At 71.1% G+C, this 26566-nt stretch carries 23 protein-coding genes and 1 riboswitch; of the genes, 14 read left to right on the forward strand and 9 right to left on the reverse strand.

Translation table 11 applies throughout. The features are described 5' to 3' along the window. The first annotated feature begins 70 nt into the window (after positions 1–70). A complete protein-coding gene (locus ACFY5C_RS25910) occupies positions 71–1267 on the forward strand; it encodes an MFS transporter (protein WP_389447930.1) in 1197 nt (398 codons plus the stop codon). Here ACFY5C_RS25910 and ACFY5C_RS25915 read toward each other — a convergent pair. Beyond that, positions 1236–1805, reverse strand: coding sequence for a Repetin (locus tag ACFY5C_RS25915; RefSeq protein ID WP_389447932.1), 570 nt, complete (start codon positions 1803–1805; stop codon positions 1236–1238). The two genes, ACFY5C_RS25910 and ACFY5C_RS25915, sit on opposite strands and share 32 nt — an antisense overlap. Before the next feature lie 318 nt (positions 1806–2123). On the opposite strand from ACFY5C_RS25915, the gene ACFY5C_RS25920 reads away from it, so the two are divergent. Then, positions 2124–2912, forward strand: coding sequence for a carbon-nitrogen hydrolase family protein (locus tag ACFY5C_RS25920; protein WP_389447934.1), 789 nt, complete (start codon positions 2124–2126; stop codon positions 2910–2912). Between the two features lie 49 nt (positions 2913–2961). Further along, a complete protein-coding gene (locus ACFY5C_RS25925; RefSeq protein ID WP_389447936.1) occupies positions 2962–4662 on the forward strand; it encodes a flavin monoamine oxidase family protein in 1701 nt (566 codons plus the stop codon). Here ACFY5C_RS25925 and ACFY5C_RS25930 read toward each other — a convergent pair. Both ACFY5C_RS25930 and ACFY5C_RS25935 read right to left on the reverse strand, forming a co-directional pair. Then, positions 4659–5588, reverse strand: coding sequence for an LLM class F420-dependent oxidoreductase (locus ACFY5C_RS25930; RefSeq protein WP_389447938.1), 930 nt, complete (start codon positions 5586–5588; stop codon positions 4659–4661). The genes ACFY5C_RS25925 and ACFY5C_RS25930 overlap by 4 nt on opposite strands. A gap of 79 nt (positions 5589–5667) precedes the next feature. Further along, positions 5668–6354 (reverse strand): DUF5995 family protein, encoded by a 687-nt coding sequence (locus tag ACFY5C_RS25935; RefSeq protein ID WP_389447940.1) that lies wholly within the window; start codon positions 6352–6354, stop codon positions 5668–5670. Between the two features lie 173 nt (positions 6355–6527). Here ACFY5C_RS25935 and ACFY5C_RS25940 point away from each other — a divergent pair, with 173 nt between their 5' ends. Further along, the gene (locus tag ACFY5C_RS25940) at positions 6528–7667 is read left to right on the forward strand and encodes a glycoside hydrolase family 6 protein (protein ID WP_389448068.1); all 1140 of its coding nucleotides are present in this window, start codon (positions 6528–6530) and stop codon (positions 7665–7667) included. Here the strand turns inward: ACFY5C_RS25940 and ACFY5C_RS25945 are convergent. Next, complete coding sequence (locus ACFY5C_RS25945; protein WP_389447942.1) at positions 7649–9058, reverse strand: uracil-xanthine permease family protein; 1410 nt, start codon at positions 9056–9058, stop codon at positions 7649–7651. The two genes, ACFY5C_RS25940 and ACFY5C_RS25945, sit on opposite strands and share 19 nt — an antisense overlap. Positions 9059–9167: 109 nt before the next feature. Further along, positions 9168–10391, reverse strand: coding sequence for an MFS transporter (locus ACFY5C_RS25950; protein ID WP_389447944.1), 1224 nt, complete (start codon positions 10389–10391; stop codon positions 9168–9170). 132 nt (positions 10392–10523) lie between these two features. Between ACFY5C_RS25950 and ACFY5C_RS25955 the strand changes: the two genes are divergently transcribed. Continuing rightward, positions 10524–11726, forward strand: coding sequence for an ROK family transcriptional regulator (locus ACFY5C_RS25955; protein WP_389447946.1), 1203 nt, complete (start codon positions 10524–10526; stop codon positions 11724–11726). A gap of 543 nt (positions 11727–12269) precedes the next feature. Here the strand turns inward: ACFY5C_RS25955 and ACFY5C_RS25960 are convergent. The 3 genes from ACFY5C_RS25960 to ACFY5C_RS25970 form a co-directional block, all read right to left on the reverse strand. Further along, on the reverse strand, positions 12270–13025 hold the full coding sequence (locus ACFY5C_RS25960) for an SDR family oxidoreductase (protein ID WP_389447948.1): 756 nt from the start codon (positions 13023–13025) through the stop codon (positions 12270–12272). 115 nt (positions 13026–13140) lie between these two features. Next, positions 13141–14028, reverse strand: a complete 888-nt coding sequence (locus ACFY5C_RS25965; RefSeq protein ID WP_389447950.1) for an RNA polymerase sigma-70 factor — start codon at positions 14026–14028, stop codon at positions 13141–13143. Between the two features lie 96 nt (positions 14029–14124). Then, entirely contained in the window at positions 14125–16446 is a 2322-nt protein-coding gene (locus ACFY5C_RS25970) for a chitinase C-terminal domain-containing protein (RefSeq protein WP_389447952.1), read from the reverse strand. A 217-nt stretch (positions 16447–16663) separates the two neighbouring features. Next, positions 16664–16794: riboswitch (FMN riboswitch) on the forward strand. Positions 16795–16940: 146 nt separating this feature from the next. Between ACFY5C_RS25970 and ACFY5C_RS25975 the strand changes: the two genes are divergently transcribed. The 9 genes from ACFY5C_RS25975 to ACFY5C_RS26015 all read left to right on the forward strand — a co-directional run bounded on the left by ACFY5C_RS25975 (position 16941) and on the right by ACFY5C_RS26015 (position 24432). Continuing rightward, complete coding sequence (locus ACFY5C_RS25975; RefSeq protein ID WP_389447954.1) at positions 16941–17588, forward strand: riboflavin synthase; 648 nt, start codon at positions 16941–16943, stop codon at positions 17586–17588. Beyond that, on the forward strand, positions 17585–18226 hold the full coding sequence (locus ACFY5C_RS25980) for a nicotinamide riboside transporter PnuC (protein WP_389447956.1): 642 nt from the start codon (positions 17585–17587) through the stop codon (positions 18224–18226). The genes ACFY5C_RS25975 and ACFY5C_RS25980 overlap by 4 nt, the downstream gene beginning before the upstream one ends. Continuing rightward, positions 18223–19599 (forward strand): bifunctional 3,4-dihydroxy-2-butanone-4-phosphate synthase/GTP cyclohydrolase II, encoded by a 1377-nt coding sequence (locus tag ACFY5C_RS25985; protein WP_389447958.1) that lies wholly within the window; start codon positions 18223–18225, stop codon positions 19597–19599. The genes ACFY5C_RS25980 and ACFY5C_RS25985 overlap by 4 nt, the downstream gene beginning before the upstream one ends. Before the next feature lie 25 nt (positions 19600–19624). After that, entirely contained in the window at positions 19625–20110 is a 486-nt protein-coding gene (gene ribH, locus ACFY5C_RS25990; protein ID WP_030946752.1) for a 6,7-dimethyl-8-ribityllumazine synthase, read from the forward strand. Positions 20111–20144: 34 nt separating this feature from the next. Then, complete coding sequence (locus tag ACFY5C_RS25995) at positions 20145–20417, forward strand: phosphoribosyl-ATP diphosphatase (RefSeq protein WP_030946750.1); 273 nt, start codon at positions 20145–20147, stop codon at positions 20415–20417. A 49-nt stretch (positions 20418–20466) separates the two neighbouring features. Then, positions 20467–21315, forward strand: a complete 849-nt coding sequence (gene hisG, locus ACFY5C_RS26000; protein WP_389447959.1) for an ATP phosphoribosyltransferase — start codon at positions 20467–20469, stop codon at positions 21313–21315. A 19-nt stretch (positions 21316–21334) separates the two neighbouring features. Continuing rightward, entirely contained in the window at positions 21335–21793 is a 459-nt protein-coding gene (locus tag ACFY5C_RS26005; RefSeq protein ID WP_389447961.1) for a PH domain-containing protein, read from the forward strand. Positions 21794–22015: 222 nt separating this feature from the next. Continuing rightward, positions 22016–23347, forward strand: coding sequence for a hemolysin family protein (locus tag ACFY5C_RS26010; RefSeq protein ID WP_389447963.1), 1332 nt, complete (start codon positions 22016–22018; stop codon positions 23345–23347). Then, positions 23344–24432 (forward strand): hemolysin family protein, encoded by a 1089-nt coding sequence (locus ACFY5C_RS26015; RefSeq protein ID WP_389447965.1) that lies wholly within the window; start codon positions 23344–23346, stop codon positions 24430–24432. The genes ACFY5C_RS26010 and ACFY5C_RS26015 overlap by 4 nt, the downstream gene beginning before the upstream one ends. A gap of 24 nt (positions 24433–24456) precedes the next feature. Here the strand turns inward: ACFY5C_RS26015 and ACFY5C_RS26020 are convergent, their stop codons facing one another. Then, on the reverse strand, positions 24457–26322 hold the full coding sequence (locus ACFY5C_RS26020) for an AAA family ATPase (protein ID WP_389447967.1): 1866 nt from the start codon (positions 26320–26322) through the stop codon (positions 24457–24459). Positions 26323–26566: the final 244 nt, after the last annotated feature.

The raw sequence follows: 26566 nt of genomic DNA on the forward strand, positions 1-26566 counted from the left end.
GCCGTGCCTCCCGAGGGCCACCTCGGCCGCCGTACCCCCGGCGTCCGAACTGTCCCTGCGGGAAGGCCTCATGACACTCTCACCTGCACGCGTGCCCGCCACCGGCGTCCGCCGCCTCACGGCCACGCTGTACGGCTACTCGTTCCTCGACGACTTCGTCCTGCTCTACCCGGTGTACGCGCTGCTGTTCGCCGACACCGGCATGTCGCTCTGGCAGATCTCCTCCCTGTTCGCCCTGTGGTCGATCACCGCCGTGGTGCTGGAGGTCCCCTCCGGCGCCTGGGCCGACGCCGTCTCGCGGCGCCGGCTGCTGTGGATCGGCCCGCTGCTCACGGCCGTCGGCTTCGGACTGTGGGTGGCCGTCCCGTCGTACTGGGCCTTCGCGGTCGGCTTCGTGCTGTGGGGCGCCGGCGGAGCGCTCGGCTCCGGTGCGCTGGAGGCGCTGGTGTACGACGAGCTGGACCGGCTGGGCGCCGCCGCCCGCTATGCGCGGGTCATGGGCAGGTCCCGGGCCGCGCGGCTGGTGGGCACCGTCGCGTCCATCGGCCTCGCGGGGCCCGTCTTCGCCCGGGGCGGCTACGCGGCCGTGGGCGCCGCGAGCTTCCTGGCCTGTGTGCTGACCGCCCTCACCGCGACCCGGTTCCCGGAGCACCGGGTGCGGCCGAAGACCGGGGGCGACAGCTGGGCGACGACCCTGAGGACCGGGCTCGCCGAAGTCCACAGGGACCGTTCGGTGCGTGGTGCCCTGCTGCTGATCCCGGCCGTGGCCGCGGTATGGGGCGCGCTCGACGAGTACACCCCGCTGCTGGTCCGGGACATCGGCTTCGCCGAGGCGACGGTGCCCTACCTGATCATGCTGATCTGGGCCGGCGTCACCGTCGGCAGCCTCCTGGCCGGACCAGCCGAACGCCTCGGCACGAGGGGGATCGCGGCGCTGCTCGCGGGCGCGGCGCTCGCCCTGGCCGTCGGCGCCGCGGCCCGCTCATTGGCCGGTATCGCCCTGGTGAGCCTCGCCTTTGCCGGGTTCCAGCTGGCGGAGGTGCTCGCCGACGTCCGCCTCCAGCACCGTATCGACGAGTCCCGCCGGGCCACCCTCACCTCCGTGGCGAGTCTGGGCACCGAGCTGGCCACGGTCGCCACGTTCGGCGTGTACGCGCTGCTCGGCACCGGCGCCGCGCACAGCACGGTGTTCGCGGTGCTCGCGGTTCCGTACCTGGTGACGGCGGTGGCGCTGGCTAGAAGTCGGGCCGCCACGGCACGACCGTGAAGTCGCCCGTCCCCTTCCTGACCTTCTCGAAGGGGGCGGAGCTCACGCATTTGGGCAGCTCCTTCGTCTCGACGGGGTTGCCCGTGGCGGCCCAGCTGTAGCCGAGCCGGTCGTGGCGGCCGACGTCGTGGACGGTGACGCCGACCCGCTTGCCCTCGGCGCCGGGCAGATCGGAGGAGGTGATGACCCCGGAGACGACGGCCACCTTCCCGCCGGTCAGCAGACAGTCGACCTTCGCCTTGGCCCGGGCGCCCTCGCCGTTCAGGTAGTGGCTGAACTCGAAGGTGCCGGTGGCCTTGGTCGGGTCGGCGTTGTCCTTCGCCGCCAGACGCGCGTCGAAGCTGAACGTGATGTCGTCGCCGGCCGAGCGGTAGAGCTTGGCCGTGCCGGTGAGCGCGGCGGCCTCGCGCACCCGCGGCGCGTCGTCGGAGGCGGAGGCGGAGGCGGTGGCGGAGGCGGTGGCGGTGGCGGCCGAGGCAGCTCCGGCGCTGAGCAGCAGTGCGCAGCCGAGCACAACGATCTTCGTACGACGGTTCATCGTGGTCCTTTCCGCAGGTCAAGCCAGGTCGAGTGGACGGTCCCCACTCTCCCGGCGCGGCGCCCGCGGCACATCGCGCCCGGGACGGCACCTCGTCTCCGCCGTCCGGCGGGGAAGACCGGCGGGACCTGAGCCGCCAGGAGGACCGGGACCAAGACGGGGGTCGCGCAACGAATCTCCGCCGACCCACCGGAGCACGCAACAAACCGCTCACCGGCGCGCAACGGCTCCTTCTTGTCCGCCCCGGTCGGCCGCCCGTACCGTCTACGTGGCCCCTACATGGCCCCCCAACCCCCTTCCGCCCGGTGAGGACCACGCATGCGCACCGCCCTGCTCCAGAGCTCCGGCCGCCCCGGCTCGACCGTCGAGAACCTCAAGGTCCTCGACGAGGCCGCGGGCCGCGCCGCCGCCGCGGGCGCCGGGCTGCTGGTCACGGCGGAGATGTTCCTGACCGGGTACGCGATCGGCGACGACATCGCACACCTGGCCGAGCCCGCCGACGGCGACTGCGCGGACGCGATCGCGGAGATCGCGACCCGGCACGGTCTGGCGATCGTCTACGGCTACCCCGAGCGGGACGGCGACGCCGTATTCAACTCGGCCCAGCTGATCTCCGCCGACGGCACCCGGCTCGCCAACTACCGCAAGACCCACCTCTTCGGCTGCTTCGAGCGCGACCACTTCACGCCGGGCGACCAGCAGGTCGTCCAGGCCGAGATCGGCGGCCTCCGCGTCGGCATCCTGATCTGCTACGACGTCGAGTTCCCGGAGAACGTCCGCGCCCACGCCCTCGCCGGCACCGACCTGCTGGTCGTGCCGACCGCTCAGATGCACCCGTTCCAGTTCGTCGCCGAGTCGATGATCCCGGTGCGTGCCTTCGAGAACCAGATGTACGTCGCGTACGTCAACCGGGTCGGCCGGGAAGGGGAGTTCGAGTTCGTCGGCCTCTCCACCCTCGCCGGCCCCGACGGGGTCGCCCGCGTCCGCGCCGGCCGCGGTGAGGACCTCGTCCTCGCCGACACCGACCCCGCCTTCCTCGCCGCCTCGCGCGAGGCGAACCCGTATCTGACCGACCGCCGCCCCGGCCTCTACGGGTCGCTCGTCTGAACCTCCCCCGCTTCCCCTCGCAGTCGCAGTCGCAAGGAGTCCGTACCCCATGACGTCCACGGTGCCCAACGCCGTCCAGCACGCCGACGAGCAGCAGCCGCCGATCACCATGTTCGGCCCGGACTTCCCGTACGCCTACGACGACTTCCTCGCCCACCCGGCGGGGCTTGGCCAGATACCCGCGACCGAGCACGGCACCGAGGTCGCGGTCATCGGCGGCGGCCTGTCCGGCATCGTGGCCGCGTACGAGCTGATGAAGATGGGCCTCAAGCCGGTCGTGTACGAGGCCGACGAGATCGGCGGCCGGCTGCGCACCGTCGGCTTCGACGGCGCCGGCACCGAGGGGCTCACGGCGGAGATGGGCGCGATGCGGTTCCCGCCGTCCTCCACGGCCCTCCAGCACTACATCGACCTCGTGGGCCTGAAGACCAGCCCTTTCCCGAACCCGCTCGCCGAGGCCACTCCGTCGACCGTCGTCGACCTCAAGGGCGAGTCGCACTACGCCGAGACGATCGAGGACCTCCCGCAGGTCTACCGGGATGTCGCCGAGGCCTGGAACAAGTGCCTCGAAGAGGGCGCCGACTTCACCGACATGAACCGCGCGATGCGCGAGCGGGACGTGCCGCGCATCCGCGAGATCTGGGCGCAGCTCGTCGAGAAGCTCGACAACCAGACCTTCTACGGCTTCCTCTGCGACTCCGAGGCCTTCAAGTCCTTCCGGCACCGCGAGATCTTCGGGCAGGTCGGCTTCGGCACCGGCGGCTGGGACACCGACTTCCCGAACTCCATCCTGGAGATCCTGCGGGTCGTCTACACCGAGGCCGACGACCACCACCGCGGCATCGTCGGCGGCTCCCAGCAGCTGCCGCTGCGCATGTGGGAGCGCGAGCCGGAGAAGATCGTCCACTGGCCCTACGGAACCTCGCTCGCCACGCTCCACGACAACGGCGTGCCCCGCCCGGCCGTGACCCGGCTGCACCGCACGGCCGGCAACCGCATCACCGTGACGGACGCGAACGGCGACATCCGTACGTACCAGGCGGCGATCTTCACCGCGCAGTCCTGGATGCTGCTGTCGAAGATCGCCTGCGACGACTCGCTCTTCCCGATCGACCACTGGACCGCGATCGAGCGCACCCACTACATGGAGTCCAGCAAGCTCTTCGTGCCCGTCGACCGGCCGTTCTGGCTGGACAAGGACGAGGAGACGGGCCGGGACGTCATGTCGATGACGCTGACGGACCGTATGACGCGCGGGACCTACCTGCTCGACGACGGTCCGGACAAGCCCGCCGTCATCTGCCTCTCCTACACCTGGTGTGACGACAGCCTGAAGTGGCTGCCGCTGTCCGCGAGCGAGCGGATGGAGGTCATGCTGAAGTCGCTCGGCGAGATCTACCCGAAGGTCGACATCCGGAAGCACATCATCGGCAACCCGGTGACCGTCTCCTGGGAGAACGAGCCCTACTTCATGGGCGCGTTCAAGGCCAACCTGCCGGGCCACTACCGCTACCAGCGCCGCCTGTTCACGCACTTCATGCAGGACCGGCTGCCCGAGGACAAGCGGGGCATCTTCCTCGCCGGCGACGACATCTCCTGGACGGCCGGCTGGGCCGAGGGCGCCGTCCAGACCGCGCTGAACGCGGTCTGGGGCGTGATGCACCACTTCGGCGGTGCGACCGACGGCTCCAACCCCGGCCCGGGCGATGTCTACGACGAGATCGCGCCGGTCGAGCTGCCGGAGGACTAGATCCCGGCGGCCCGCGCCTTCTCGTACACCTCCGCGGCGACGTCCTTGAGTTCCTGGGCGTCGCGCGGAGTGGTCTGCAGGTCGAGGAGGACCTCGTCCACGCCGACCTCGGCGTAGGCCGCGAGGTCCGTCACGATCTGGTCGGCGCTGCCCTGGAAGGGCTGGCGGTCCTCACCGTCGTAGGCCTTGGCCGAGTACGTGGCGTTCACCCGTGGCACCCGCTCGATCGGCAGCGTGCGTCCACGTTCGGCGGCGATGTCCTGGATCTGCTGCCACGCTGCGGCATACCCCTGCACGTCCATGGCGACCGGGATCCAGCCGTCGCCGTGATCCACCACCCGCGTCAGGGCCTTGCCGCCTCCCGCGGCCACGAGGATCGGGATCGGCCGCACGGGCTTGGGGCCCACCACGGCCGCGTCGATCTTCGTGATCCGGCCCTCGTAGGACACCGGGTCCGGGCCCCACACCGCCCGGCAGACGTCGATCACCTCGTCCAGCACCCGGCCGCGCTCCTCGATCGGCCGCACCGACGCGGCGGCGAACTCGTCGGTCGACCAGCCCGTGCCCAGACCGGCGACCACCCGGCCACCGCTCGCCGCGTCCAGCGAGGCGAGGGCCTTGGCCAGCTGGAACGGTCCGTGCAGCGGAGCGACCACGATGCCGGTGCCCAGCCGGACCCGGTCGGTGACCGCCGCGGCCAGCGTCAGCGTGACCAGCGGATGGGCCATCCCGCGGTACCAGTCCGGCCAGGGCAGGCCCGGGATGCCGTACAGGCCCTGGGTGGGGGACTCGGGGACCAGCAGCCGCTCGTAGACCCACAGGCTGTCGTATCCCATCTGCTCGGCCGTGCGGGCAACATCCGTCACGTCCTTGGCCAGGTCGTACTGGCGGAGCTGGGGAAGACCGAGTCCGAGACGGATGGCCATGACTGAGGCTCCTTCGCGATCGTTTGGCCCCCACCGGCCAACGTACTGCGAGCACGGGGAACTGCCACTCGAGGGCCGGTCAATCGGGCAGTGGTGTGAGCAGCATGCGTCCCGCGAACCCCACCGCCGCGTCCAGCCGGTCGGTGAATTCCCCGGCGACGTCCGGGAGCCGGCGCAGCGCCCACAGCGCCCGCGCCGCCGACCAGGTGGCGTCCCGGGCCCGGTCAAGGCTCCAGGAGCCGAGCAAATGAGTCAGCGGGTCGGCGATCTGGAGCAGGTCGGGACCCGGCATCAGCTCTTCGCGGACGCGCTCCTCCAGCGAGACGAGGAGATCACCCACCCGGTCGAACTCGTCCTCCAGCTCGGCGGGTTCGCAGCCGAGGCTACGACAGGCGTCCACCACGGCGAGCGCCAGATCGTGGCCGATGTGCGCATTGATGCCCGCGAGCGCGAACTGCAGCGGTCGTACGCCGGGATGCCGGCGCATCTGGAACAGCGGCCGCCAGCAGGCGGGCGGGCGCCCCTCCCGCTCGGCCCTGTCCACCGCCGCGAGATACCGCTCCGCGAACCGCACGTCCAGCGTGATCGCGGCCCGGGCGTCGGTGAAACGACCGCCGTCGATGTGCCGGTCGACGGCCTCCGTGACGGCGAGGTAGACGCGGTTGAAGATCGCGACTCCGTCTCGTTCGGGCAGGGCCGCTTCGAGGGCGCGCATACGGGAGATGACCGCGTCCACGGGCGTGGTGAATTGTTCGCATTGCGCCATGGGGGCAGAGTCCCAGCTTTAGGCTGACGGGAGTGTCGGCGGGCCCGGCGCTTCCCCAGAACGGGGGAACGCGCTCGCTGTGTCGGAGGGGGAGCAGGACCGTGTCAGGCTTACGTGCCCAGCGACTGGCCGCACGCAGGTCCGAGCGCAGGAGGGCGGTCCGGCGCCATGCCATGGTCGTGGCGGCCTCGGTCGTGGTCGCCGTCGGCACGGTGACCGGCATGATGTCCGCGCTCGACGACAGAGGGCGTTCCGACCAGGCCGGGCCGCCCGAGGTGACCCGCTCGCCGAGCCTGGAGTCCCTGCCGCTCGTGCCCTCTGCCTCCCCGTCGGTCACGAAGTCCCCTTCGCCGGCGTCCGCTTCACCGACACCGAAGAAGAAGCCCGCACCCAAGAGCCCCACGCCCTCGCCCACCAGGACCGAGAGGAAGCAGCAGCCCGCCGTGGTGTCCTCCCGCCTCTACCGCCACCCCGACTCCCAGGTCCTCGACTGGGTCCGCGACAACGCCGGTGACCCGCGCCACGCCGTCATCGCCTCTCGCATCGCCGCCCAGCCGGCCGCGGTGTGGTTCGCCGACTTCACGCCTGACACCATCACCGCCCGGGTCCGCGCGGTCACTTCGGGCGCATCCGCGCTGGGGCGGGTGCCGGTGGTCGTGCCGTACGCCATCCCGGGCCGTGACTGCGGCGGTTACTCCGAAGGCGGCGCGCCCGGCCTCGACGCCTACGACGCCTGGATCGACAGGTTCGCCGCGGGGCTGGGCTCCGGTGACGTCATCGTCATCCTGGAGCCGGACTCAGTGGCCCAGTCCGAGTGCCTCTCCGCCGGTGAACGCGCCGACCGCTTCGCCTCGTTGGCCCGGGCGGGCCGCGCCTTCAAGGCCGCGAACCCCAGAGCGCGCGTCTACTACGACGCCGGGCACTCCGGCTGGAACCCGCCCGGCAAGCAGGCCGGATGGCTGAAGCAGGCCGGCGCCGCCTCGGCCGCGTCCTCCGACGGCATCTTCAGCAACGTCTCCAACTTCCACGCCACGACCGACGAGATCGCCTACGACCGGCAGGTCCTGGACGCTCTCGACGGCCCCGCGAGCCTGGGCGCCGTCATCGACACCAGCCGCAACGGCGCCGGAGCTCCGGCCGACGGGGAGTGGTGCGACCCCGCCGGCCGCAGGCTGGGCCGGGCGCCGACGCTCAGCACCGGCGAGGCGCGGATGGACGCCTATCTGTGGGTGAAGCTGCCCGGGGAGTCGGACGGCTGCAAGGGCAGGCCGGGGACCTTCACGGCGTCGTACGCCTACGACTTGGCGCGCTGAGACCCCTCGTCGGCGTCGCTCTCCTCGTCGTAGGAGGACGTGCCCTCGTCGAGCAGCGGGTGCTGCGTCCTGAGGTGGGCCGGGGCGAACGCCCGCAGCGCGTGGTAGCCGGTGATGACCACCAGCGTGCCCAGCGCGATGCCGCTCAGCTCGAAGGTGTCGGTGAACTCCAGGGTGACGTTGCCGACGCCGATGATGATGCCCGCGGCGGCCGGCACCAGGTTCAGCGGATTGCGCAGGTCCACCTTGGCGTTGATCCAGATCTGCGCGCCCAGCAGGCCGATCATGCCGTACAGGATGACGGTGATGCCGCCGAGGACGCCGCCCGGGATCGCGGCCACCACCGCGCCGAACTTGGGGCAGACGCCGAAGAGCAGCGCGAAGCCGGCGGCGGCCCAGTAGGCGGCGGTCGAGTAGACGCGGGTCGCGGCCATCACGCCGATGTTCTCGGAGTACGTGGTGTTGGGCGGGCCGCCCACCGCGGTGGAGAGCACCGAGGCTGCGCCGTCCGCGGAGATCGCGGTGCCCAGCTTGTCGTCCAGGTTGTCGCCGGTCATCTCGCCGACCGCCTTGACGTGCCCGGCGTTCTCGGCGACCAGGGCGATGACGACGGGCAGTGCCACCAGGATCGCCGACCACTGGAAGGACGGGCCGTGCAGATCGGGCAGCCCGATCCAGTCGGCCTTGGCGACGCCGGACAGGTCGAGGCGCCAGTGGTCGGTGACCTTGCCGCTCGCGTCGGCCGAGTGGATCCTGCCGAAGATCCGGTCGAAGGCCCAGGAGATGCCGTAGCCGAAGACCAGGCCCAGGAAGATCGCGATCCGGGACCAGAAACCGCGCAGGCAGACCACCGCCAGACCGGTGAACAACATCACCAGCAGGGCCGTCCACTGGTCCTGCGGCCAGTACGTCGAGGCCGTCACCGGGGCGAGGTTGAAGCCGATCAGCATCACGACGGCGCCCGTGACGATCGGCGGCATCGTGGCGTGGATGATCCGCGCACCGAAGCGCTGTACGGCGAGACCGATCAGGAACAGCACGGCACCGACGACCAGGACCGCTCCGGTGACGGTCGCGCTCGAACCGCCGTCGGCCCGGATGACCGCGGCGACGCCGACGAAGGAGAGGGAGCAGCCGAGATAGCTGGGCACCCGGCCGCGGGTGGCGAGCAGGAAGATGACCGTCGCCACACCGGACATCATGATCGCCAGGTTGGGGTCGAGACCCATCAGCACCGGCGCCACGAAGGACGCGCCGAACATGGCCACCACATGCTGGGCGCCGAGCCCGAAGGTGCGGGGCCAGGAGAGCCGCTCGTCGGGGCGGACCACCGCTCCGGGCGCCGGGGTGCGTCCGTCGCCGTGCAGTTTCCAGCGGACGCCGAGATCCATGGTGCGGTTTCGCTTTCGTCGTGCGTGCGGGTGACCGGACCATTGTCAGGGACGTCAGGGGCGGCGCCGACGGGGGCTGATCAGGCCCGGATCATCCTGAACGGGGAGTTCAGGGGCGCGGGTCGGGAACCGCCGCGTCCGAGCCGGCCGCGGGGCGGGTGATCTTCGGGCGGTCACGGTCCCCCGCGCGCAGGACGCGCGCGAACACGACGAGCCCGGAGGACAGCACGGTCACCAGGCAGAAGGACACCATCAGGCTGGTGGCCTGGGCGATCCCGCCGATCGCGCTGGGGGCGACCAGACCCGAGGTGTACGTGATCGTCGCGACGCCCGCGATGGCCAGTGACGGGTTGCTGCCGCTGCGGCCCGCTGCCGCGAAGCACAGGGGCACGACCACCGCGATGCCCAGACCCAGCAGTGCGAACCCGGTCATCGCCAGGGCCGGACCATCCGACACGACGATGAGCACGCCGCCGAGCGTGGCGAGGACGCCGCCGGACCGGACCGTGCGCACGGCGCCGTAGCGGTCCACCACCTTGTCGCCGGCCAGCCGGGCGACTGCCATGGTGAGCGTGAAGCCGGTCGTGCAGGCCGCGGCGAGACCCGCCGAGGTGCCCAACTGGTCCCGCAGATAGACCGCCGACCAGTCCAGGCTCGCGCCCTCCGCGAAGACCGCGCAGAACCCGACCGCGCCGATGAGCAGCGCCGACCGGGGCGGCAGCGCGAACCGCGGCGGCGGCTCCTCGTCCTCGGCGGGCTGCAGGTCGAGCACCCAGCGGCAGGCGAGGATGCCGAGGAACGTGAGGGTCGCCGCGGCGAGCGCGTGGTGCAGCCGGGCGTCCGAGCCCAGGTGGGCCGCGAGCGTGCCGGCCGCCGAGCCGATCAGGGCGCCCGCGCTCCACATGCCGTGCAGCCCGGACATGATCGACCGCCCGAGGCGGTTCTCGACCTCGACGCCGAGCGCGTTCATCGCCACGTCCGCCATGCCCGCCGTGGCGCCGAAGGTGAACAGGGCCAGGCACAGGGTCAGCAGATTGGGGGCGAGGGCGGGCAGGGTGAGCGCGAGCGTCCACAGGGCGATCAGTCCGCGCAGGGCATTGCGGGCCCCGAAGCGGTGGCTGATGCTGCCCGCCACCGGCATCGCGACGGAGGCGCCGAGCGCGGGGAAGGCGAGCGCCAGCCCCAACTGGCCCGCGCTGACGCCGGCATGGTCCTGGATCCATGGCACGCGTGTCGCGAACGACCCGGTGACGGCGCCGTGCACGGCGAAGACGGACGCCACGGCATACCGGGCCCGCCTCACCTCGCGCAGGTCGTAGACCACTTCGCTCATCGTCCGGCCCCTCCCGGTGCTCGCTTCATACCGTGCGACGCCGTAAACTATCAGGAACCCTGCCTGATAGATAGAGAATTCACGGTCCACCGCCGCCCACTGCGCACCTCACCGATCTGGAAGGATCCCGGCATGCCCGCATCCCCGAGCACCGCCCGGGCCATCAACGACCGGCTCGCCCTACGACTGCTCCAGCAGGACGGCCCGTTGACGGCAGGGCAGTTGAAGCAGCTGACCGGACTGTCCCGGCCGACCGTCGCCGACCTCGTCGAGCGCCTCACCGACGCGGGCCTGATCGCGGTGGTCGGCGAGGCCGGGGAGCAGCGGCGAGGGCCGAACGCCAAGCTGTACGGCATCGTCGCCGATCGCGCCCACCTGGCGGCGCTGGACGTGCGTACCGAGGGCGTCTCCGTCGTCGTCTCCGACCTGGTCGGTGCCGTGCTGGCCGAGGCGTCGGTGCCGATCGGCGGCGACTTGGGGACCGGGCCCGCGGTGGAGCAGGCGGTGGCGCTGGTGGAGCGGGTCGCCAAGGAGGCGGGGGCGGACCGGCTCCATACGGTGGGGATAGGCGCCCCGGGTCTGATCGACCCGTCGACCGGTGACCTGCGCGACTCCACCGGCCTGCCCGAATGGCACCGCCGCTTGGTGGCAGCCCTCCAGGAACGGCTCCCCGAAGCGCGCGTCAGCATCGAGAACGAGACCAACCTCGCCGCCCTCGCGGAACAGCGCGACGGAGTGGCCCGGGACCGGGACACCTTCGTTCTGCTGTGGCTCGGTCACGGCACCGGCGCGGCCGTGGTCCTCGACGGCGCGCTGCGCCGCGGCGCCTCCGGCGGTACCGGCGAGATCGGATTCCTGCCGGTGCCCGGGACGCCGGGCCCACCGTCGGCGGTGGACTGCGAGGGCGGTTTCCACTCGCTGGCGGGCTCGGCGGCGATCGTGGAGCTGGCGGGGGCGTACGGGGTGGGCGCCGCGGGGATATCCGTGCACGAGCCTGCGGCGGCGGGGGTGGTGAGGGAAGCGGTGGCACCGGCCGGCGGGCACGCTTCCGGCACTTCCGACCGCTTCCTCGACGCTCTGGCCGACCGCCTCGCCCTCGGCGTGGCCTCCGTCGTCGCGATCCTCGACCCCGGCTGTGTGGTCCTCGGCGGGGAGGTCGGGCAGGCCGGGGGAGAGCTGCTCGCCGGGCGGGTGGAGGAGCGGGTCCGGAGGATGTCGCCCCTGGCCACGGTGGTGCGCCCCAGCAGCCTGGGCGGCGGCGCGGTCCTGCGCGGAGCGTTGCTCACCGCGCGGGAGGCCGCCCAGGACGACCTGTTCGCACCGCCGGACCGCTGACCTGGTTGGCTGTTCGGCGGGTGGTGCGTCCCAGCAGCTTGGGTGGCGGCGCGGTCCTGCGCGGAGTGTTGCTCACCGCGCGGGAGGCCGCCCAGGAGGACCTGTTCGCACCGCCAAACCGCTGACCTGGTTGGCGGTTCGGCCGCGGCGGTCGCCTCTCCAGCCCTCGCCGACGACCTCCGCCCCTCGAGGCCGACGGCCGGGCAGCACCGAGGCCGCGCCGATCTGCGTTGGCCTCCTTCGGATCGCCGATCGGGCCGTCTCCTCCGGATCGCCGATGGGCCCGGCCTCCTCCAAACGCCGATCAGGGCCGGCCCTCTCCGGATCGCCGATTCAGCACGCGCTGCCTCCTCCGAGACGGCCATCAGGCCCCCCGCCCCCCGGGCTCGCTCCCGCCGGACGCGAGGCCTCTCCCCGGCAGCGTCGCCCCGACGTACCGGTGCGCCGAATCCACCTCCCGGTGCACCGGATCCACCTCCCGGTGCACCGAATCCACCTCGCTGAAGCCCGGGTCAGGCGCCCGCCAGCCCTGGTGAGCCGCGCTCAGCGTGCCCGCTCGCCCCCGAACCGCCGCGCCAGATACTCCTCGAACGTCCCCTTCCCCACCGCATGCCCCGGCGCCAAATGGCCGCCCGAGCGGAACCCCTCGTACCCCTTGCCCCGTAGCGGCAGGCTCACCACCGCCCGCTTGCGGCCCGTCGCCCGCAGATACGCACGGGCCAGTGAGTCGAAGGTCCGTACCTCGGGGCCGCCCATGTCCTCGACCCGGCCGGCCGGGGCGGCGAGGGCCAGTTCGGCGAGGCGGTCCGCGACCTCCGCCACCTCGATGGGCTGGTCCTTCACGCGGGCCGGCAGCAACAGGACGGGCAGCTTGGACAGCATGCCGAGCACCCTCACCAGCAGGTCGTGGAACTGGGTCGCGCGCAGCACGGTCCAGTTGAGTCCCGACTCCTCGATCAACTGCTCCACTGCGAGCTTGGACCTGTAGTAGCCGTACGGCACCCGGTCGACCCCGACGATCGAGATGTAGACCAGGTGCCCCACCCCGACCCTGCGTGCCGCCGCGATCAGATGCGCCGCCGCCTTCTCGTCGCCCCCGCCCGGCGAGCTCGCGCAGTGCACGACCGTGTCCACGCCCTCCAACGCCACGTCCAGGCCGGGGCCGCCCTTGCGAAGATCGACGGCGTACGGCTGGGCGTGCCTGCTGAGCACCCGCACCTCGTGCCCGTCCGCGCGCAGCCGTTCGCTGACGAGCCGGCCGAGTGTTCCGGTACCGCCGGTCACCAGGATCGTGGTCATGCTGTTGGTCCCTCCGGACGCCGGGCGTTCCCGGGTGGAACTCCCCTCGTCAGCTGGGACCGAGTACCCCATCCGAAATGTGACAGCGCCGGACGCGCGCGCCGCGGCGACCCTGCTACGCCCGCGCCAGCTGACGGCGTACGAAGTCCAGCTTGTCCGGGTTCACCATGGCCCACGCGTGCGCGATCAGCCCGTCCCGCAGCTCGAAGGCCACCACCGTGAGCAGCGTGTCGCCCTCCCAGGCGGCCAGCGCGGTCGAGCCGTTGACCTCGACCGCCGTGAAGTGCAGGCCGGCCAGGAACGTCCGCGTCGCCCCCGCCAGGAAACGGAACACCTTGTCCCGGCCCTCGATCGGCCGCCGGGCCGCGCTGACCTTGCCGCCGCCGTCGCTGGACCAGACGACGTCGGCCGCGAGGAGCTTCTCCAGCCCGCCGAGGTCGCCGTCGCGGGCCGCCGTGAGGAAGGATCTGACCAGCTCCTCCTGCCGCTCGGGAGTCGACTCGAAGCGCGACCGCTGCTCACCCACCCGCTGCACCGCCCGCCGGTACAGCTGCCGGCAGTTGGCCTCGGTCAGCTCCAGCACTTCGGCGATTTCCCGGTGGCCGTACGCGAACGCCTCCCGCAGCACGTACACGGCCCGCTCGGTCGGGGTGAGCCGCTCCAGCAGCACCAGCATCGCCATGGACACGGCGTCCCGCTGCTCGGCGGATTCCAGGGGCCCGAGCGTGCCGTCCGAGGTGACCACGGGCTCCGGCAGCCAGGGCCCGACGTACTGCTCGCGCCGGGCCCGCGCCGACGTCAGCCGGGTGAGACAGAGGTTGGTGACGACCTTGGCGAGCCAGGCCCCCGGATACTCGATCACGTCACGGTCGGCACCGCTGAAGCGCAGGTAGGCGTCCTGGACGGTGTCCTCGGCCTCGTCGGCGGAGCCCAGCAGGCGATAGGCCAGGCCGAACAGCCGGGGGCGGTGGGTTTCGAACTCGTCGGCGGTGGCGGTCGTCATGACCTTCACCTTGCCAGAGCCGCCGGCGGCAGTTGTTGGGAGACCCGGCGGCGGGCAAGGGCCGTCGTCACCGCCGCCGGGTCGTCTGCGCGGGGCTCAGCAGGCTCCGAGGTCCTGCCACACACCCCAGTCACCGGTGGTGCCGGGCTCCTCGCCCTTGGTCCACCACTTGGCCTTCCACGAGCGCCCCCCGTGGGACACCGTGCTGCCTCCGCCGTACGGGGTCGTGGCGTTCCAGACCTGGCCCGGGCACTCTCCAGTGGAAGAGGTCGGAGTGGGGGACGGGGTTCCCGGCCCCGGCTGCACGACGGTCGTCCCGCGCGCCAGGTCCCCGGCCAGCGCGTACGTCTTCCCGCCGAACGTCACCGTCCAGTTCGACGGCGTCGACACGGGCAGGTAGTACACGAAGTCCACCTCCGCCGACGCCCCGGGCGCCAGCGTCTGCCAGCTCGGCAGCTTCAGCGAGACCCGGTGGTGGTCGCCCTTCAGCCCGCCGACGTTGCTCCCCGTGTGGTCGCTGCGGATCACCGAAGTCCCCCAGCCCGACTGGTCCTTGGCGTTCCCGGGCGCCGAGGTGCCGTAGTCGAACTGGAACTCCGTACCGCCGGGCAGCGGCGCCGTCGAGTTGTTGGTGATCCTCAGCTTGGGGCTGATGGGGTAGTTGGAGTCGCCGAGCGGGAACTGCCCGAAGTCGACGTCGATGTCCAGCGCCTCGGCCGGAAGGCCGGCCGTGGACCGCTTCGCGCCGTACGGGGAGGCCGACTTGAACTTCTCGTACATCGCGGAGGTCAGGGTCGACCCCGGCTCGTACTGGCCCTTGCCCGCGTTCCAGCCGTAGTCCCCGGCCAGCTCCCACACCATCGTGCCGCCGATGCCCTGATCGACGACGTAGTCGGCCTTGGCATTGACCGACTGCTCGTCCTCGGTGGACAGGAACACCTTCTTCTCGGCGTTCCACAGCCAGGGCGCGACCAGTGTGGAGTCGTACTTACGGGCGTACGTGCCGGTCAGCCGGGTGCCGGCCGGGAAGCCGTACTTGGTGACGTAGTCCCCGACGACCCCCTTCTCCAGGTTCTTGGCGTGCCACATCGGGTTCGAACCCGCCGGTGATTCCTTGCCGTCGGTGTCGAGGTCGTGCCAGAGGTTGTCGATCCCGACGGCCCCGTCCCCGCATTTGGTCAGCCCGGAACCCGCCGGGCAGTTCGTCGAGGGCGCCTTGCCCCACAGGCCGTCCGCGCCGCCCGTGACGTTCTTGAACCCCCTGGTGTAGTAGGGGAGTCCGATGTTGATCCGGCCGGCAGGCATCGAACCGCGGAAGTAGTGGTACGCCCAGTCGGTGTTCAGATAGCCGATTCCGCCGTACTGGGACGTGGAATACACACCGGCCGCCGCGAGTTCGGCGTCCTTTCCGTCGTCGAAGAGCGAGGCGTTCGGGCCGACGTATTCGTTCCAGGCGCCGTGCAGGTCGTACGACATGATGTTGACGTAGTCCAGGTACTTCTGGACCTGGAACGTCTCCATGCCGCGCAGCAGATATCCGGAGGAGGGCGCCGCGACGGAGAGCAGATAGTGCCTGCCGTCCGCCGCGCCCGCGCGGTCGAGCTTCTCGCGGAGCGTCTTCATCAACGCCGCATAGCCCTTGACCAGACCGGACCGGCGGGCGTTGGAGAGGGACCGGTCGAACGGGTGGCCCGCGTCCTTCATCGATGTCGGATATTCGTAGTCGATGTCGACGCCGTTGAACCCGTACTTCCTGATGAACCCGACCGCCGAATCCGCGAACGTGTCGATACCGGCTTGATTGACCGAGCCGTCGGCGTTCGTGGCCATCGAGTAGAAGCCACCCGAGTTCACGCGCGTACCGCTGTCGTCGAAATAGCCGCCGGTCTCGGCCCAACCGCCCACCGAGATGAGCGTCTTGACGTCCGGGTGCTGCTTCTTGAATTTGTTCAGCAGATTGAAGTGGCCCTCGTAGGGGAGGGCCGGGTCCATGTCCGCGCCGCTCACACCTGGCCAGGTCATGCCCGTCGCCGGGTTGGTCGCACTGTCCGTGCCGACGGAGATCTTGTTTCTGCCGTCGATGTGCGCGAAGGCGTAGTTGAGGTGGGTGACCTTGTCCCACGGGATGTCGGAGGCGAGATAGGCGGGTGTGCCGTCCCTGCCGGTGCGCCAGCCGGTGAAGTAGCCGATCACCCGACGCTGGTGGTCGGCGCCCATCTTCTCCCGGCCGGCCGAGTCGTAGACCGAGCAGTACGGGACGTCGACGCCGGGCGTCCGGTAGAGGCCGTCGGGGCGGCAGGAGTCGTTGTCGGCGGCGTGCGAGACGGTCGCCGGGAGTCCGGCGAGAACCAGGCCTGCGACCGTGCCGAGAACGGCGAGCAGGGCGGGTCTCGTCCGGTTGCGTGAAAGGGACAGCAAGTCGGTTCCTCCCCACGGAAGTTGGGCAGACCCTAGAGAGGACTAGACCAGTCAGTCAATAGGTATGGACCAATTGGGGATCGGCTCGCGGGAGGGCGGCTGAATCCCGGCCCCGCCTCCGGGCGGAGAAGTCCAGCCAAGTGGTCTGTGAGCCACCCCACAGACTTCGCCCGTATGGACCCCGATCAGGCGTGGCACACTGGCTCTGTACCAGTAGCAGCGCACTCCGGGGTCGGTGAAAGTCCGAACCGGCGGTTACAGTCCGCGACCCGGTCGCCTCCAGCGGCCGGTTGACCAGGTGAAATTCCTGGACCGACGGTTAAAGTCCGGATGGGAGGCAGTGCGCGGCGGGCGGGCATTCGTGCGCGCCGCCGTACCGGTTCGTCCTTGAGGCGAGCCCTGTCCGGCGTCGCCCTCGGTGTCCTTGCTCGTACTTTCTGTCGTCATCGACAGCCCCGGAGTCCGTGCCCCGATGTGGCAGGAGGACCCGGGAAGTGTTCACCGGAATCGTCGAAGAGCTGGGCCAGGTCACGGCCGTCGAGACCCTCGACGACGCCTGTCGCTTCCGGCTGCGTGGCCCCGTCGTCACCGAAGGCGCGAAGCACGGCGACTCCATCGCCGTGAACGGCGTCTGCCTCACGGTCGTCGACCACGAGGGCGACGAGTTCACCGCCGACGTCATGGCCGAGACCCTCAACCGCTCCAGCCTGGGTGTCCTCACCGTCGGCTCTCGCGTCAACCTCGAACGCCCGACCGCCGTGGGGTCCCGCCTCGGCGGCCACATCGTGCAGGGCCACGTCGACGGCACCGGCGAGGTGCTGGACCGCAAGCCCTCCGAGAACTGGGAGATCGTGAAGATCTCGCTCCCCGCCGACCTCTCCCGGTACGTCGTCGAGAAGGGCTCCATCACCGTCGACGGCATCAGCCTCACCGTCGTCGACGCCGGACCCGACTACTTCACCGTCAGCCTCATCCCCACCACCCTCGACCTGACCACGCTCGGCCTCAAGCAGCCCGGTGACCCGGTCAACCTCGAGGTCGACGTCATCGCCAAGTACGTCGAGCGGATGCTGGGCGACCGGGTCACCTCCGACCGGGTCACCTCCGACCGGGTGTCCTCCGAAGGGGCGACGGCCAAGTGAACTCGCTGAACTCCGAGGCCTTCACCCTCTTCGGCCAGCACATCCTCTGGTCGGACATGGTCGGCAACCTCTTCGGCCTGGCCGCCCTCGCTCTCGGCTGGCGGCGCTCCATCTGGACCTGGCCCGTGCAGTTCCTGGCCGGCCTGATCCTCTTCGGCGCCTTCTACGGCCACCTCACCGGCAGCGCCGGCAAGCAGGCCGTCGTCATGCTCGTCGCCCTGTTCGGCTGGTGGCAGTGGCAGCGCGGCAAGGGGCAGGGCGCGGACGGCCATATCGCCGTACGGTTCGCCACCTGGCGCGAGCGCGGGGCGATGGCCGCGGCGGCCGCCGCCGGCACCGTCGCGGTGGCGCTGCTCTTCAAGGCGTACCCGACCCTGTCCTGGGACCCCTGGCCCGACGCCTACATCTTCGTCGGCACCATCGTCGCCATGTACGCGCAGGCCCGCGGCATGGTCGAGTTCTGGTTCGCCTGGCTCCTCGTCGACCTGGTCGGCGTGCCCCTGAACTTCGCCAACGGCTACGCCTTCTCCGGCTTCGTCTACGTCATCTACGGCGCACTCGTCCTGTGGGGCATGCGCGACTGGTGGCTGCGCTCCCGCGAGGACGCGCGGCCCGTCCTGGAAGGAGCGCCGGCATGACCACGGCACCGACCCTGTACCGCACCGAGGCCATCGAGGACCTCACGCTCGACCCCGTCGAGCAGGCCATCGCCGACATCGCGGCCGGCCGCCCGGTCGTGGTCGTCGACGACGAGGACCGGGAGAACGAGGGCGACCTCGTCATCGCCGCCGAGCACGCGACCCCCGAGATCGTCGCCTTCATGATGAGCGAGTGCCGCGGCCTGATCTGCGCCCCCATGGAGCCCGAGGAGCTGGACCGGCTGGGGCTGCCGCAGATGGTCGAGGACAACACCGAGTCGATGAAGACCGCGTTCACGGTCTCCGTGGACGCCTCGGGCGCGCACGGCGTGACCACGGGCATCTCGGCCTCCGACCGGTCGACCACGCTGCAGCTGCTCGCGAGCGGCAAGGCGGAGCCGTCGGACCTCGTCCGCCCCGGCCACATCTTCCCGCTGCGTGCCCGGCCCGGCGGCGTCCTCGTCCGCAACGGCCACACCGAGGCCGCCGTCGACCTCGCCCGGCTCGCGGGGCTGCGCCCGGCCGGCGCCATCGTCGAGATCGCCGGCGAGGACGGCGAGATGCTGCGGCTGCCCGAGCTGATCCCGTTCGCCCGCAAGCACGGCCTGACGATCATCTCCATCGAGGACCTGATCGCCCACCTCCGCGACGCCGAACTCCGCAAGCCGGCCGAGCAGGCGCCGACCCCGGCCGCGCAGCGCCCGGCCCGCGCCGCCCGCCCGGCTCCGGCCGAGTCCACCGTCCGCCGTGAGGCCGAGGTCCACCTGCCCACCGCCCACGGCACCTTCACGGCGTACGGCTACCGCTCCACCGTCGACGGCGTCGAGCACGTCGCCCTCGTCCACGGCGAGATCGGCGACGGAGAGGACGTCGTCGTCCGCGTCCACTCCGAGTGCCTCACCGGCGACGTCTTCCACTCCCTGCGCTGCGACTGCGGCCCCCAGCTGGAGGCGGCCCTGGAGCGCATCCAGGCCGAGGGCCGGGGCGTCGTCGTCTACCTGCGCGGACACGAGGGCCGGGGCATCGGCCTGATGTCCAAGCTGCGCGCCTACGAACTCCAGGAGCGCGGCCGCGACACCCTCGACGCCAACCTCGAACTCGGCCTGCCCGCCGACGCCCGCGACTACGGCGCCGGCGCGCAGATCCTGGCGGACCTCGGCGTGCGCAGCGTGCGCCTGCTGACCAACAACCCCGACAAGTCCGACGCGCTCCTCGGCCACGGCCTCAAGGTCACCGAGCGGGAGCCGATGCCCGTACAGGCGGGCGAGCACAACCTGACGTACCTGCGCACCAAGCGCGACCGGATGGGACACGACCTGCCCTGGCTGGACCCGGCACCCGTGGCCCCCCTGACCACCTGCACCAACCAGTAAGAGCACACCGAGGAGACTTGAGAACGTGAGCGGCAAGGGCGCACCCGAACTGTCCGTACGCAATGTGGGCGACCTGCGGGTCGCGGTCATCGCGGCGCAGTGGCACGAGAAGGTGATGGACGGTCTGGTGGATGGCGCCCTGCGCGCCCTGCACGACCTGGGCATCGACGAGCCGACCCTGCTCAGGGTCCCCGGCAGCTGGGAGCTCCCGGTGGTCGCCAAGGTCCTCGCGGGCCGCGGCTACGACGCGATCGTCGCCCTCGGCGTCGTCATCCGCGGCGGCACCCCCCACTTCGAGTACGTGTGCCAGGGCGTGACCCAGGGCCTGACGCAGGTGTCGGTCGAGACCGGCGTCCCGGTCGGCTTCGGCGTGCTGACCTGCGACACCGAGGAACAGGCCCTGGACCGTGCGGGCATCGAGGGCTCCAACGAGGACAAGGGACACGAGGCGGTGACGGCGGCCGTGGCGACGGCTGCGACCCTCCGCTCAGTATCTGAACCCTGGCACTGACGAAAGGCGCATGTGGCATAGGCTGAGCGTCACCATGTCCAATAAGACGTTCGAGGAGCTGTTCACCGAGCTCCAGCACAAGGCCGCCCACGGCGACCCCGCCACTTCCCGCACCGCAGAGCTGGTCGGCAAGGGCGTCCATGCCATCGGCAAGAAGGTCGTCGAAGAGGCCGCCGAGGTCTGGATGGCCGCCGAGTACGAGGGCAAGGAAGCGGCCGCCGAGGAGATCTCGCAGCTGCTGTACCACGTCCAGGTGATGATGGTCGCCCGCGGCATCTCCCTGGACGACGTCTACGCCCACCTCTGAGCACCGCCACCCCCGCACACCGTAAGAGCGAACGAAGGAAGCCGACCTCATGCTGCGCATCGCCGTCCCCAACAAGGGTTCCCTGTCCGGCCCTGCGGCGGAGATGCTGCATGAGGCCGGCTACCAGCAGCGCCGCGAGTCCAAGGAACTGCGGATCGTCGACCCGGTGAACGAGGTCGAGTTCTTCTACCTGCGCCCGCGCGACATCGCGATCTACGTGTCCTCCGGCAGGCTCGACATCGGCATCACCGGCCGCGACCTGCTGATCGACTCCGACGCCGACGCGGAGGAGATCCTGCCGCTCGGTTTCGCCCGCTCCACCTTCCGCTTCGCCGCCAAGCCGGGCACTGCGGACGGCGTCGAGGACCTCAAGGGCAAGACGGTCGCCACCTCGTACGAGGGCATCGTCGCCGGTCACCTGGCCGAGCAGGGCATCGACGCCTCCGTCGTCCACCTCGACGGCGCTGTCGAGACGGCCATCGAGCTCGGTGTCGCCGAGGTCATCGCCGATGTCGTCGAGACCGGCACCTCCCTGCGCAACGCGGGCCTGGAGGTCTTCGGCGAGCCCATCATGAAGTCCGAGGCCGTCGTCATCCGCCGAACCGGCGCGGACGCCGAGGAGCCCAAGGTGCAGCAGTTCCTGCGCCGCCTGCAGGGCGTCCTGGTCGCGCGGACTTACGTGATGATGGACTACGACTGCCGCGTCGAGCAGTTGGAGAAGGCCGTCGCCCTCACGCCGGGGCTGGAGTCGCCGACCGTGTCGCCGCTGCACAACGAGGGCTGGGTCGCCGTCCGGGCGATGGTCCCAGCCAAGGAGGCCCAGCGGATCATGGACGACCTGTACGACATCGGGGCGCGGGCCATCCTGACCACGGCCATCCACGCCTGCCGCCTCTGAGCCGAGGGGCCGTACACCGATGTCCGTCGAACTTCCCGCCCTGCCCGTCACGTTCCGGCCGGGTCGCACCCGGGCCGTCCTGCTCACCGCCGGCACCGCGATCTTCGTCGTCATCACGGCGGTCGCGCTGCTGCTGGAGAATCTCGGCCCGGGGGAGCGGCTCAGCTTCGTCCTCACCGGCGCCCTGATGTTCGGCGTGCTGGCCATGCTGGCGCGCGTCAAGGTCGTCGCCGACGAGTCCGGCGTCACCGTGGTGAACATCGCCACCAGGCGCCGTCTGGAGTGGGCCGAGATCGTTCAGGTCAACCTCCGCCCCGGCGACCCCTGGGTGTTCCTCAACCTCAGCGACGGCACCAGCCTGCCCGCGCTCGGCATCCAGCCTGGCATCGCCAAGCAGCGCGCCATCGCCGACGCACGCACCCTGCGGGCGCTCGCCGAGGCCCGCTCCGTCAGGGATCCCGAGGAGCATCAGGGCTGAGAGGGGCCCCAAGGGGCTGACTCGGGGGCATTCACCCTGCCGTAAATCGCGATGTCTTGATTAATCTGTTGGCGGAGGCGTTTTTGTGACGCCTCCGCCTTTGATGGTCCAACCGGCCTTCAGAGGCCCCCTGCTACCCGAGGAGTGATTCCCTCCAGCGATGGACGGATCGTCCTGTAGTACCTGCGCCGCCCCCTCCCGACATACCGGGGCGGCGGCATCATGAGCATCCCCTTGCTGCTTCTCGCAGCCGCGTTCCTCCTGATTCTCGCCAACGGCTTCTTCGTGGCCGCCGAGTTCGGCCTGGTCACGGTCGAGGCGACGGACGCCGAGAAGGCCGCCGCGGAAGGCGACCGACGTGCCCACCGGGTCGTCGAGTCGCTCAGGGAACTGTCCTTCCAGCTCTCCGGCACCCAGCTCGGCATCACCATCACCTCCCTGGTCGTCGGCATGCTCGCCGAACCGGCGCTCGCGGAGCTGCTGGGCGGCCCCTTCACCGCGATCGGCGTCCCCGAGGGCGCGGTGTCCGGCGTGGCCGTGGTCGTCGGCATGCTGCTGGCCTCGGCCGTGCAGATGGTGATCGGCGAGCTCGTGCCGAAGAACTGGGCGGTGTCCCGGCCGATGCAGGTCGCGCGCTTCGTCGCCGGCCCGCAGCACGCCTTCGCGACTCTGTTCCGCCCGGTGATCGCGGGCCTGAACTCCGTCGCCAACCGTCTCGTCCGCGCGCTCGGCATCGAGCCCGCCGAGGAACTGGCGTCCGCCCGCACCCCCGGGGAGCTGGTCTCCCTGGCCCGGCACTCCGCCCAGGCCGGAGCCCTGGAACAGGACACCGCCGACCTCTTCGTACGGACCCTGTCGCTCGCCGAACTCACCGCGCAGCACGTCATGACCCCGCGCGTGAAGGTCAGCGCACTGCAGTCGTCGGCGACCGCCGAGGACGTGGTGAACCTGACCCGCGCCACCGGTCTGTCGCGCTTCCCGGTCTACCGGGAGAAGATCGACGAGATCGTCGGGATGGTCCATCTGAAGGACGCGCTGGCGATCCGTTCGAGTGATCGTCTGCGCACCCCGGTCGGCCGCATCGCCCGCCCGGCGCTGCTGGTCCCCGAGACCCTCCCGGTCCAGCCCCTCCTCGCCCAGCTGCGCAGCGAGCAGCCCATCGCGGTCGTCGTCGACGAGTACGGCGGGACGGCCGGGGTGGTCACGCTGGAGGACATCGTCGAGGAGATCGTCGGCGAGGTCCGCGACGAGCACGACGACGTGCTCAACGAACCGGCCGAGCTCGCCGCCGCCCCGCCCGAGGACGGCCGCCCCGCCTGGGACGCCGACGGCAGCTGCCGCGTCGACCTCCTCCAGCGCATAGGCCTCGACGTGCCCGAGGGGCCGTACGAGACCGTCGCCGGACTGGTCGCCGACCTGCTCGGCCGGATCCCGGCCGTGGGCGACAAGGCGGAACTGCCGGGCTGGCGGCTGTCCGTGCGCAGGGTCGGCCACTACCGCGCCGAGCGCGTGCGGCTGGTCCGGACCGGTGCCGTGGTGGAGGTAGCCCGATGAGCGTGCTCCAACTCCTCTTCGCGGCGCTGCTCGTGCTCGCCAACGGATTCTTCGTCGGCGCCGAGTTCGCCCTCGTCTCGGTCCGCCGCAGCCAGATCGAACCGCTGGGCACGGCACGGGCCCGTCAGGTGCTGTACGGCCTGGAGCGGCTGCCGCAGATGATGGCGGCGGCCCAGTTCGGGATCACCGTCTGCTCCCTGACGCTCGGCGCGGTCGCCGAGCCGACGGTGGCGCACCTGCTGACGCCGGTGTTCGAGTGGATCCACCTGCCGCACGGCCTGATCCACCCGCTCACCTACGTCATCGCGCTCGCCGCGGTGGTCTTCTGCCACCTGGTCATCGGCGAGATGCTGCCGAAGAACCTGGCGATGGCGGCGCCGGAGAAGGTCGCGCTGTGGCTCAGCCCCGGCCTGGTCTGGTTCGCCCGCTTCTGCAAGCCGATCACCGTGGCCCTCGGCGCGGTGTCGCATGCCATCCTGCGGATCTTCCGCGTCGAGCCGAAGGACGAGGTCGAGGCGGTCTTCACGAGCGAGCAGCTCAACCGGCTCGTCGAGGACTCCGGCCAGGCGGGCCTGCTCGATCCCGAGGAGCAGGAACGTTTGGAGGACGCCCTGGAGCTGGGTTCCCGCCCGGTGACGGACGTCCTGCTCAAGCGTGAGTCCCTGGTGACCGTCAGCCCGTCGGTCACCCCCGGCCAGATCGTCGCGCTCACCGCCCGCACCGGGTACTCCCGCTTCCCGGTCGCGGCGGAGAACGGCGCCTTCATGGGCTACCTGCACGTGAAGGACGTACTGGACCTGGAGGAATCGCAGCGCGCGGTGCCGCAGCAGGTGTGGCGCCCGATGACGACCCTGCGCTCCGAACTGCCCCTGGACGACGCCCTCACGGTCATGCGCCGGGCCGCGACCCACCTCGCCCAGGTGGCCGACGCGTCCGGCAGGGTACTGGGGCTCGTCGCGCTGGAGGACGTACTGGAACTCCTGGTCGGCGAGGTCCGCGACCCCGCACACCGGGAGCTGCCCGAGGTGCGGGTGACTGCGCCACGGCTGAACACCGGGGAGCCGGAAGAGGTACTGGCCGGCTGATCGGCCACCGGCTCGCGGGATCCGTCACATGGCCGACGGATCCTGCGGGCCCCTTCCCGACAGCACCTCTCCATATGCCTGCATCAGATCCGGCAGCCGCAGCGTCGACAGGTCGTCCCTCGTCAAGGCCCCCGGATAGGTCGACAACCGCAGATCGCGGTACGCACAGCTCTTCTCGTACAGCGTCCGCAGGAACCGCCCGTTGCCCAGCTCGTCGATCCACCCCTGATCGACCACATGCCCGGCGATGGACCGCAGCTCGTCCAGCGCCTCCTCGTCCCACACGTCCCCGTTCTCCGCGGCGAGCACCTCGCCGATCGAGGTCAGTTCGAGGGGACGGTACGAGGGGAAGTCGACGCGGGACGTGAAGCGCGAGGACAGACCGGGGTTCGCGGCCAGCAGCCGGTCCATGCCCTCGGGATAGCCGGCGAGGATCACCACGAGGTGGTCCCGGTTGTCCTCGGCCCGCTTCAGCAGCACCTGGAGGGCCTCGTCGCCGTACGCGTCGCCCTTGCCGTAGCCGGAGTTGGAAAGGGAGTAGGCCTCGTCCACGAAGAGGACGCCGCCGAGCGCGGAGTCGATGAGTTCGTTGGCCTTCACGGCGGTCTGGCCCAGATACTCACCCACCAGATCGGCGCGCTGGGCCTCCACGAGATGGTCGCCGCCGAGGAGCCCGAGGGCGTAGAAGACGCGGCCCAGAATGCGGGCGACCGTGGTCTTGCCGGTGCCGGAGGGGCCGGAGAAGACGAAGTGCCTTTTGGGCGGCTGCACCGGCAGGCCCTGCCCGGTGCGCAGCCGGGCCATGTTCAACTGGGCGGACAGCGCTTTGACCTGGCGCTTGACGGGCTCCAGCCCGACCATGCGCTCGAGCTCGGCGAGCGCCTCCTCGAGTAACTGGGGGTCGGTGGGGCCGGCGGGCAGCTGATGTGCCGGTACGGCCGTCTTCTCGCGCACCGCCGGGTCGACCACCGACGGCAGCGGACCGGTCGGCGGCAGATCGGGGTCCGACAGCTTCAGGTCCCGTCCCTCGACGCCGAAGAGCGGGTCGAGTCCGTCGGGTCCGTCGCCCAGGTCCTGCCCGATCCCGGTGAGGGTGATCGCTGCGAGGTCGGTCACGTCGTCGTACCCGTCGCCCTCGGCGATGGCCGCGAGCCGGGCCGAGGTGTCCATGAAGGCGGGGTCGACGCGGTGCACGGCACGGTAGAGCGGCAGGGCGGCGGCGGACCGGCCCGTGCCCTCGTGCGCGCGGGCCAGCCAGTACCGCAGCTCCTTGCGCTGCGGCTGCTCGCTGCGGCACCGCATCAGCGCGGCCGACAGCAGCGGCTCGGCCTGCCCGTACATCTCCAGCCGGACCCGCGCCATGCCGCCGAACAGGCCCGCCTCGATACCGAGCATCGTGTCGTCGAGCAGGGGGTCGGTGTGCCGGACGAGCTGGTCCCAGTCCTTGACCAGATAGGCGCGGCAGGCGTGCAGGAAGCGCACCTGGTGATCGGTGTCCACGGGCGGGAGCCCGGCCAGCGCCCGGTCCAGCTCCGGGACGTGCCGGCCGTCCAGCCAGTGCGAGGCGTGCGCCAGCAGCAGATCGCGCGGGCTTTCCAGCACGGGCTGCACCCACCAGCCCAGCCAGTACCAGGAGTTGATGGTCCGCCGATGCCGGGCGCGCTGTTCCCCGAAGCGGTCCCGGTGCCGGAACATCCGCAGCAGCGCGGTCGTCGTGTCGACGCGCAGCGCGTGCAGGCCGAGCCAGCCGTCGGCCATCTGGGGATCGATCCGTACCGCGGTGCGGAACTCCTCCTCCGCCTGCGGATAGGCCCCCATCGTGTAGGCGTCCACACCTCGCAACCAGGCGAGGTCGGCCGGGGCCTCGGGGCCCCGCGTGCCGAAGTCCATCACGTCCCCCACAAACCGTGCCCCCGTCGGTTGGCCGACCGCTCGTCCGCCGGCCGCCGTGGTCGAACCGCCGTGCCGCAGACCGGAGTTGCAACGGTGCGCAGAGCAGCCGTCCACAGGGCGCACCGATGGCATCGTACCTGCGAGGGTGTCGCCCGCCCCAGGGTGCCGCACCGGCCGTTTGCCGAGGTGGGGGCAGATCGGGCGGCCCGCCCTCGGTGACCGAGGGTGAGCGAATCGCGCC

The sequence above is a fragment of the Streptomyces sp. NPDC012935 genome (genome assembly GCF_042900345.1).
Lineage (GTDB): Bacteria > Actinomycetota > Actinomycetes > Streptomycetales > Streptomycetaceae > Streptomyces.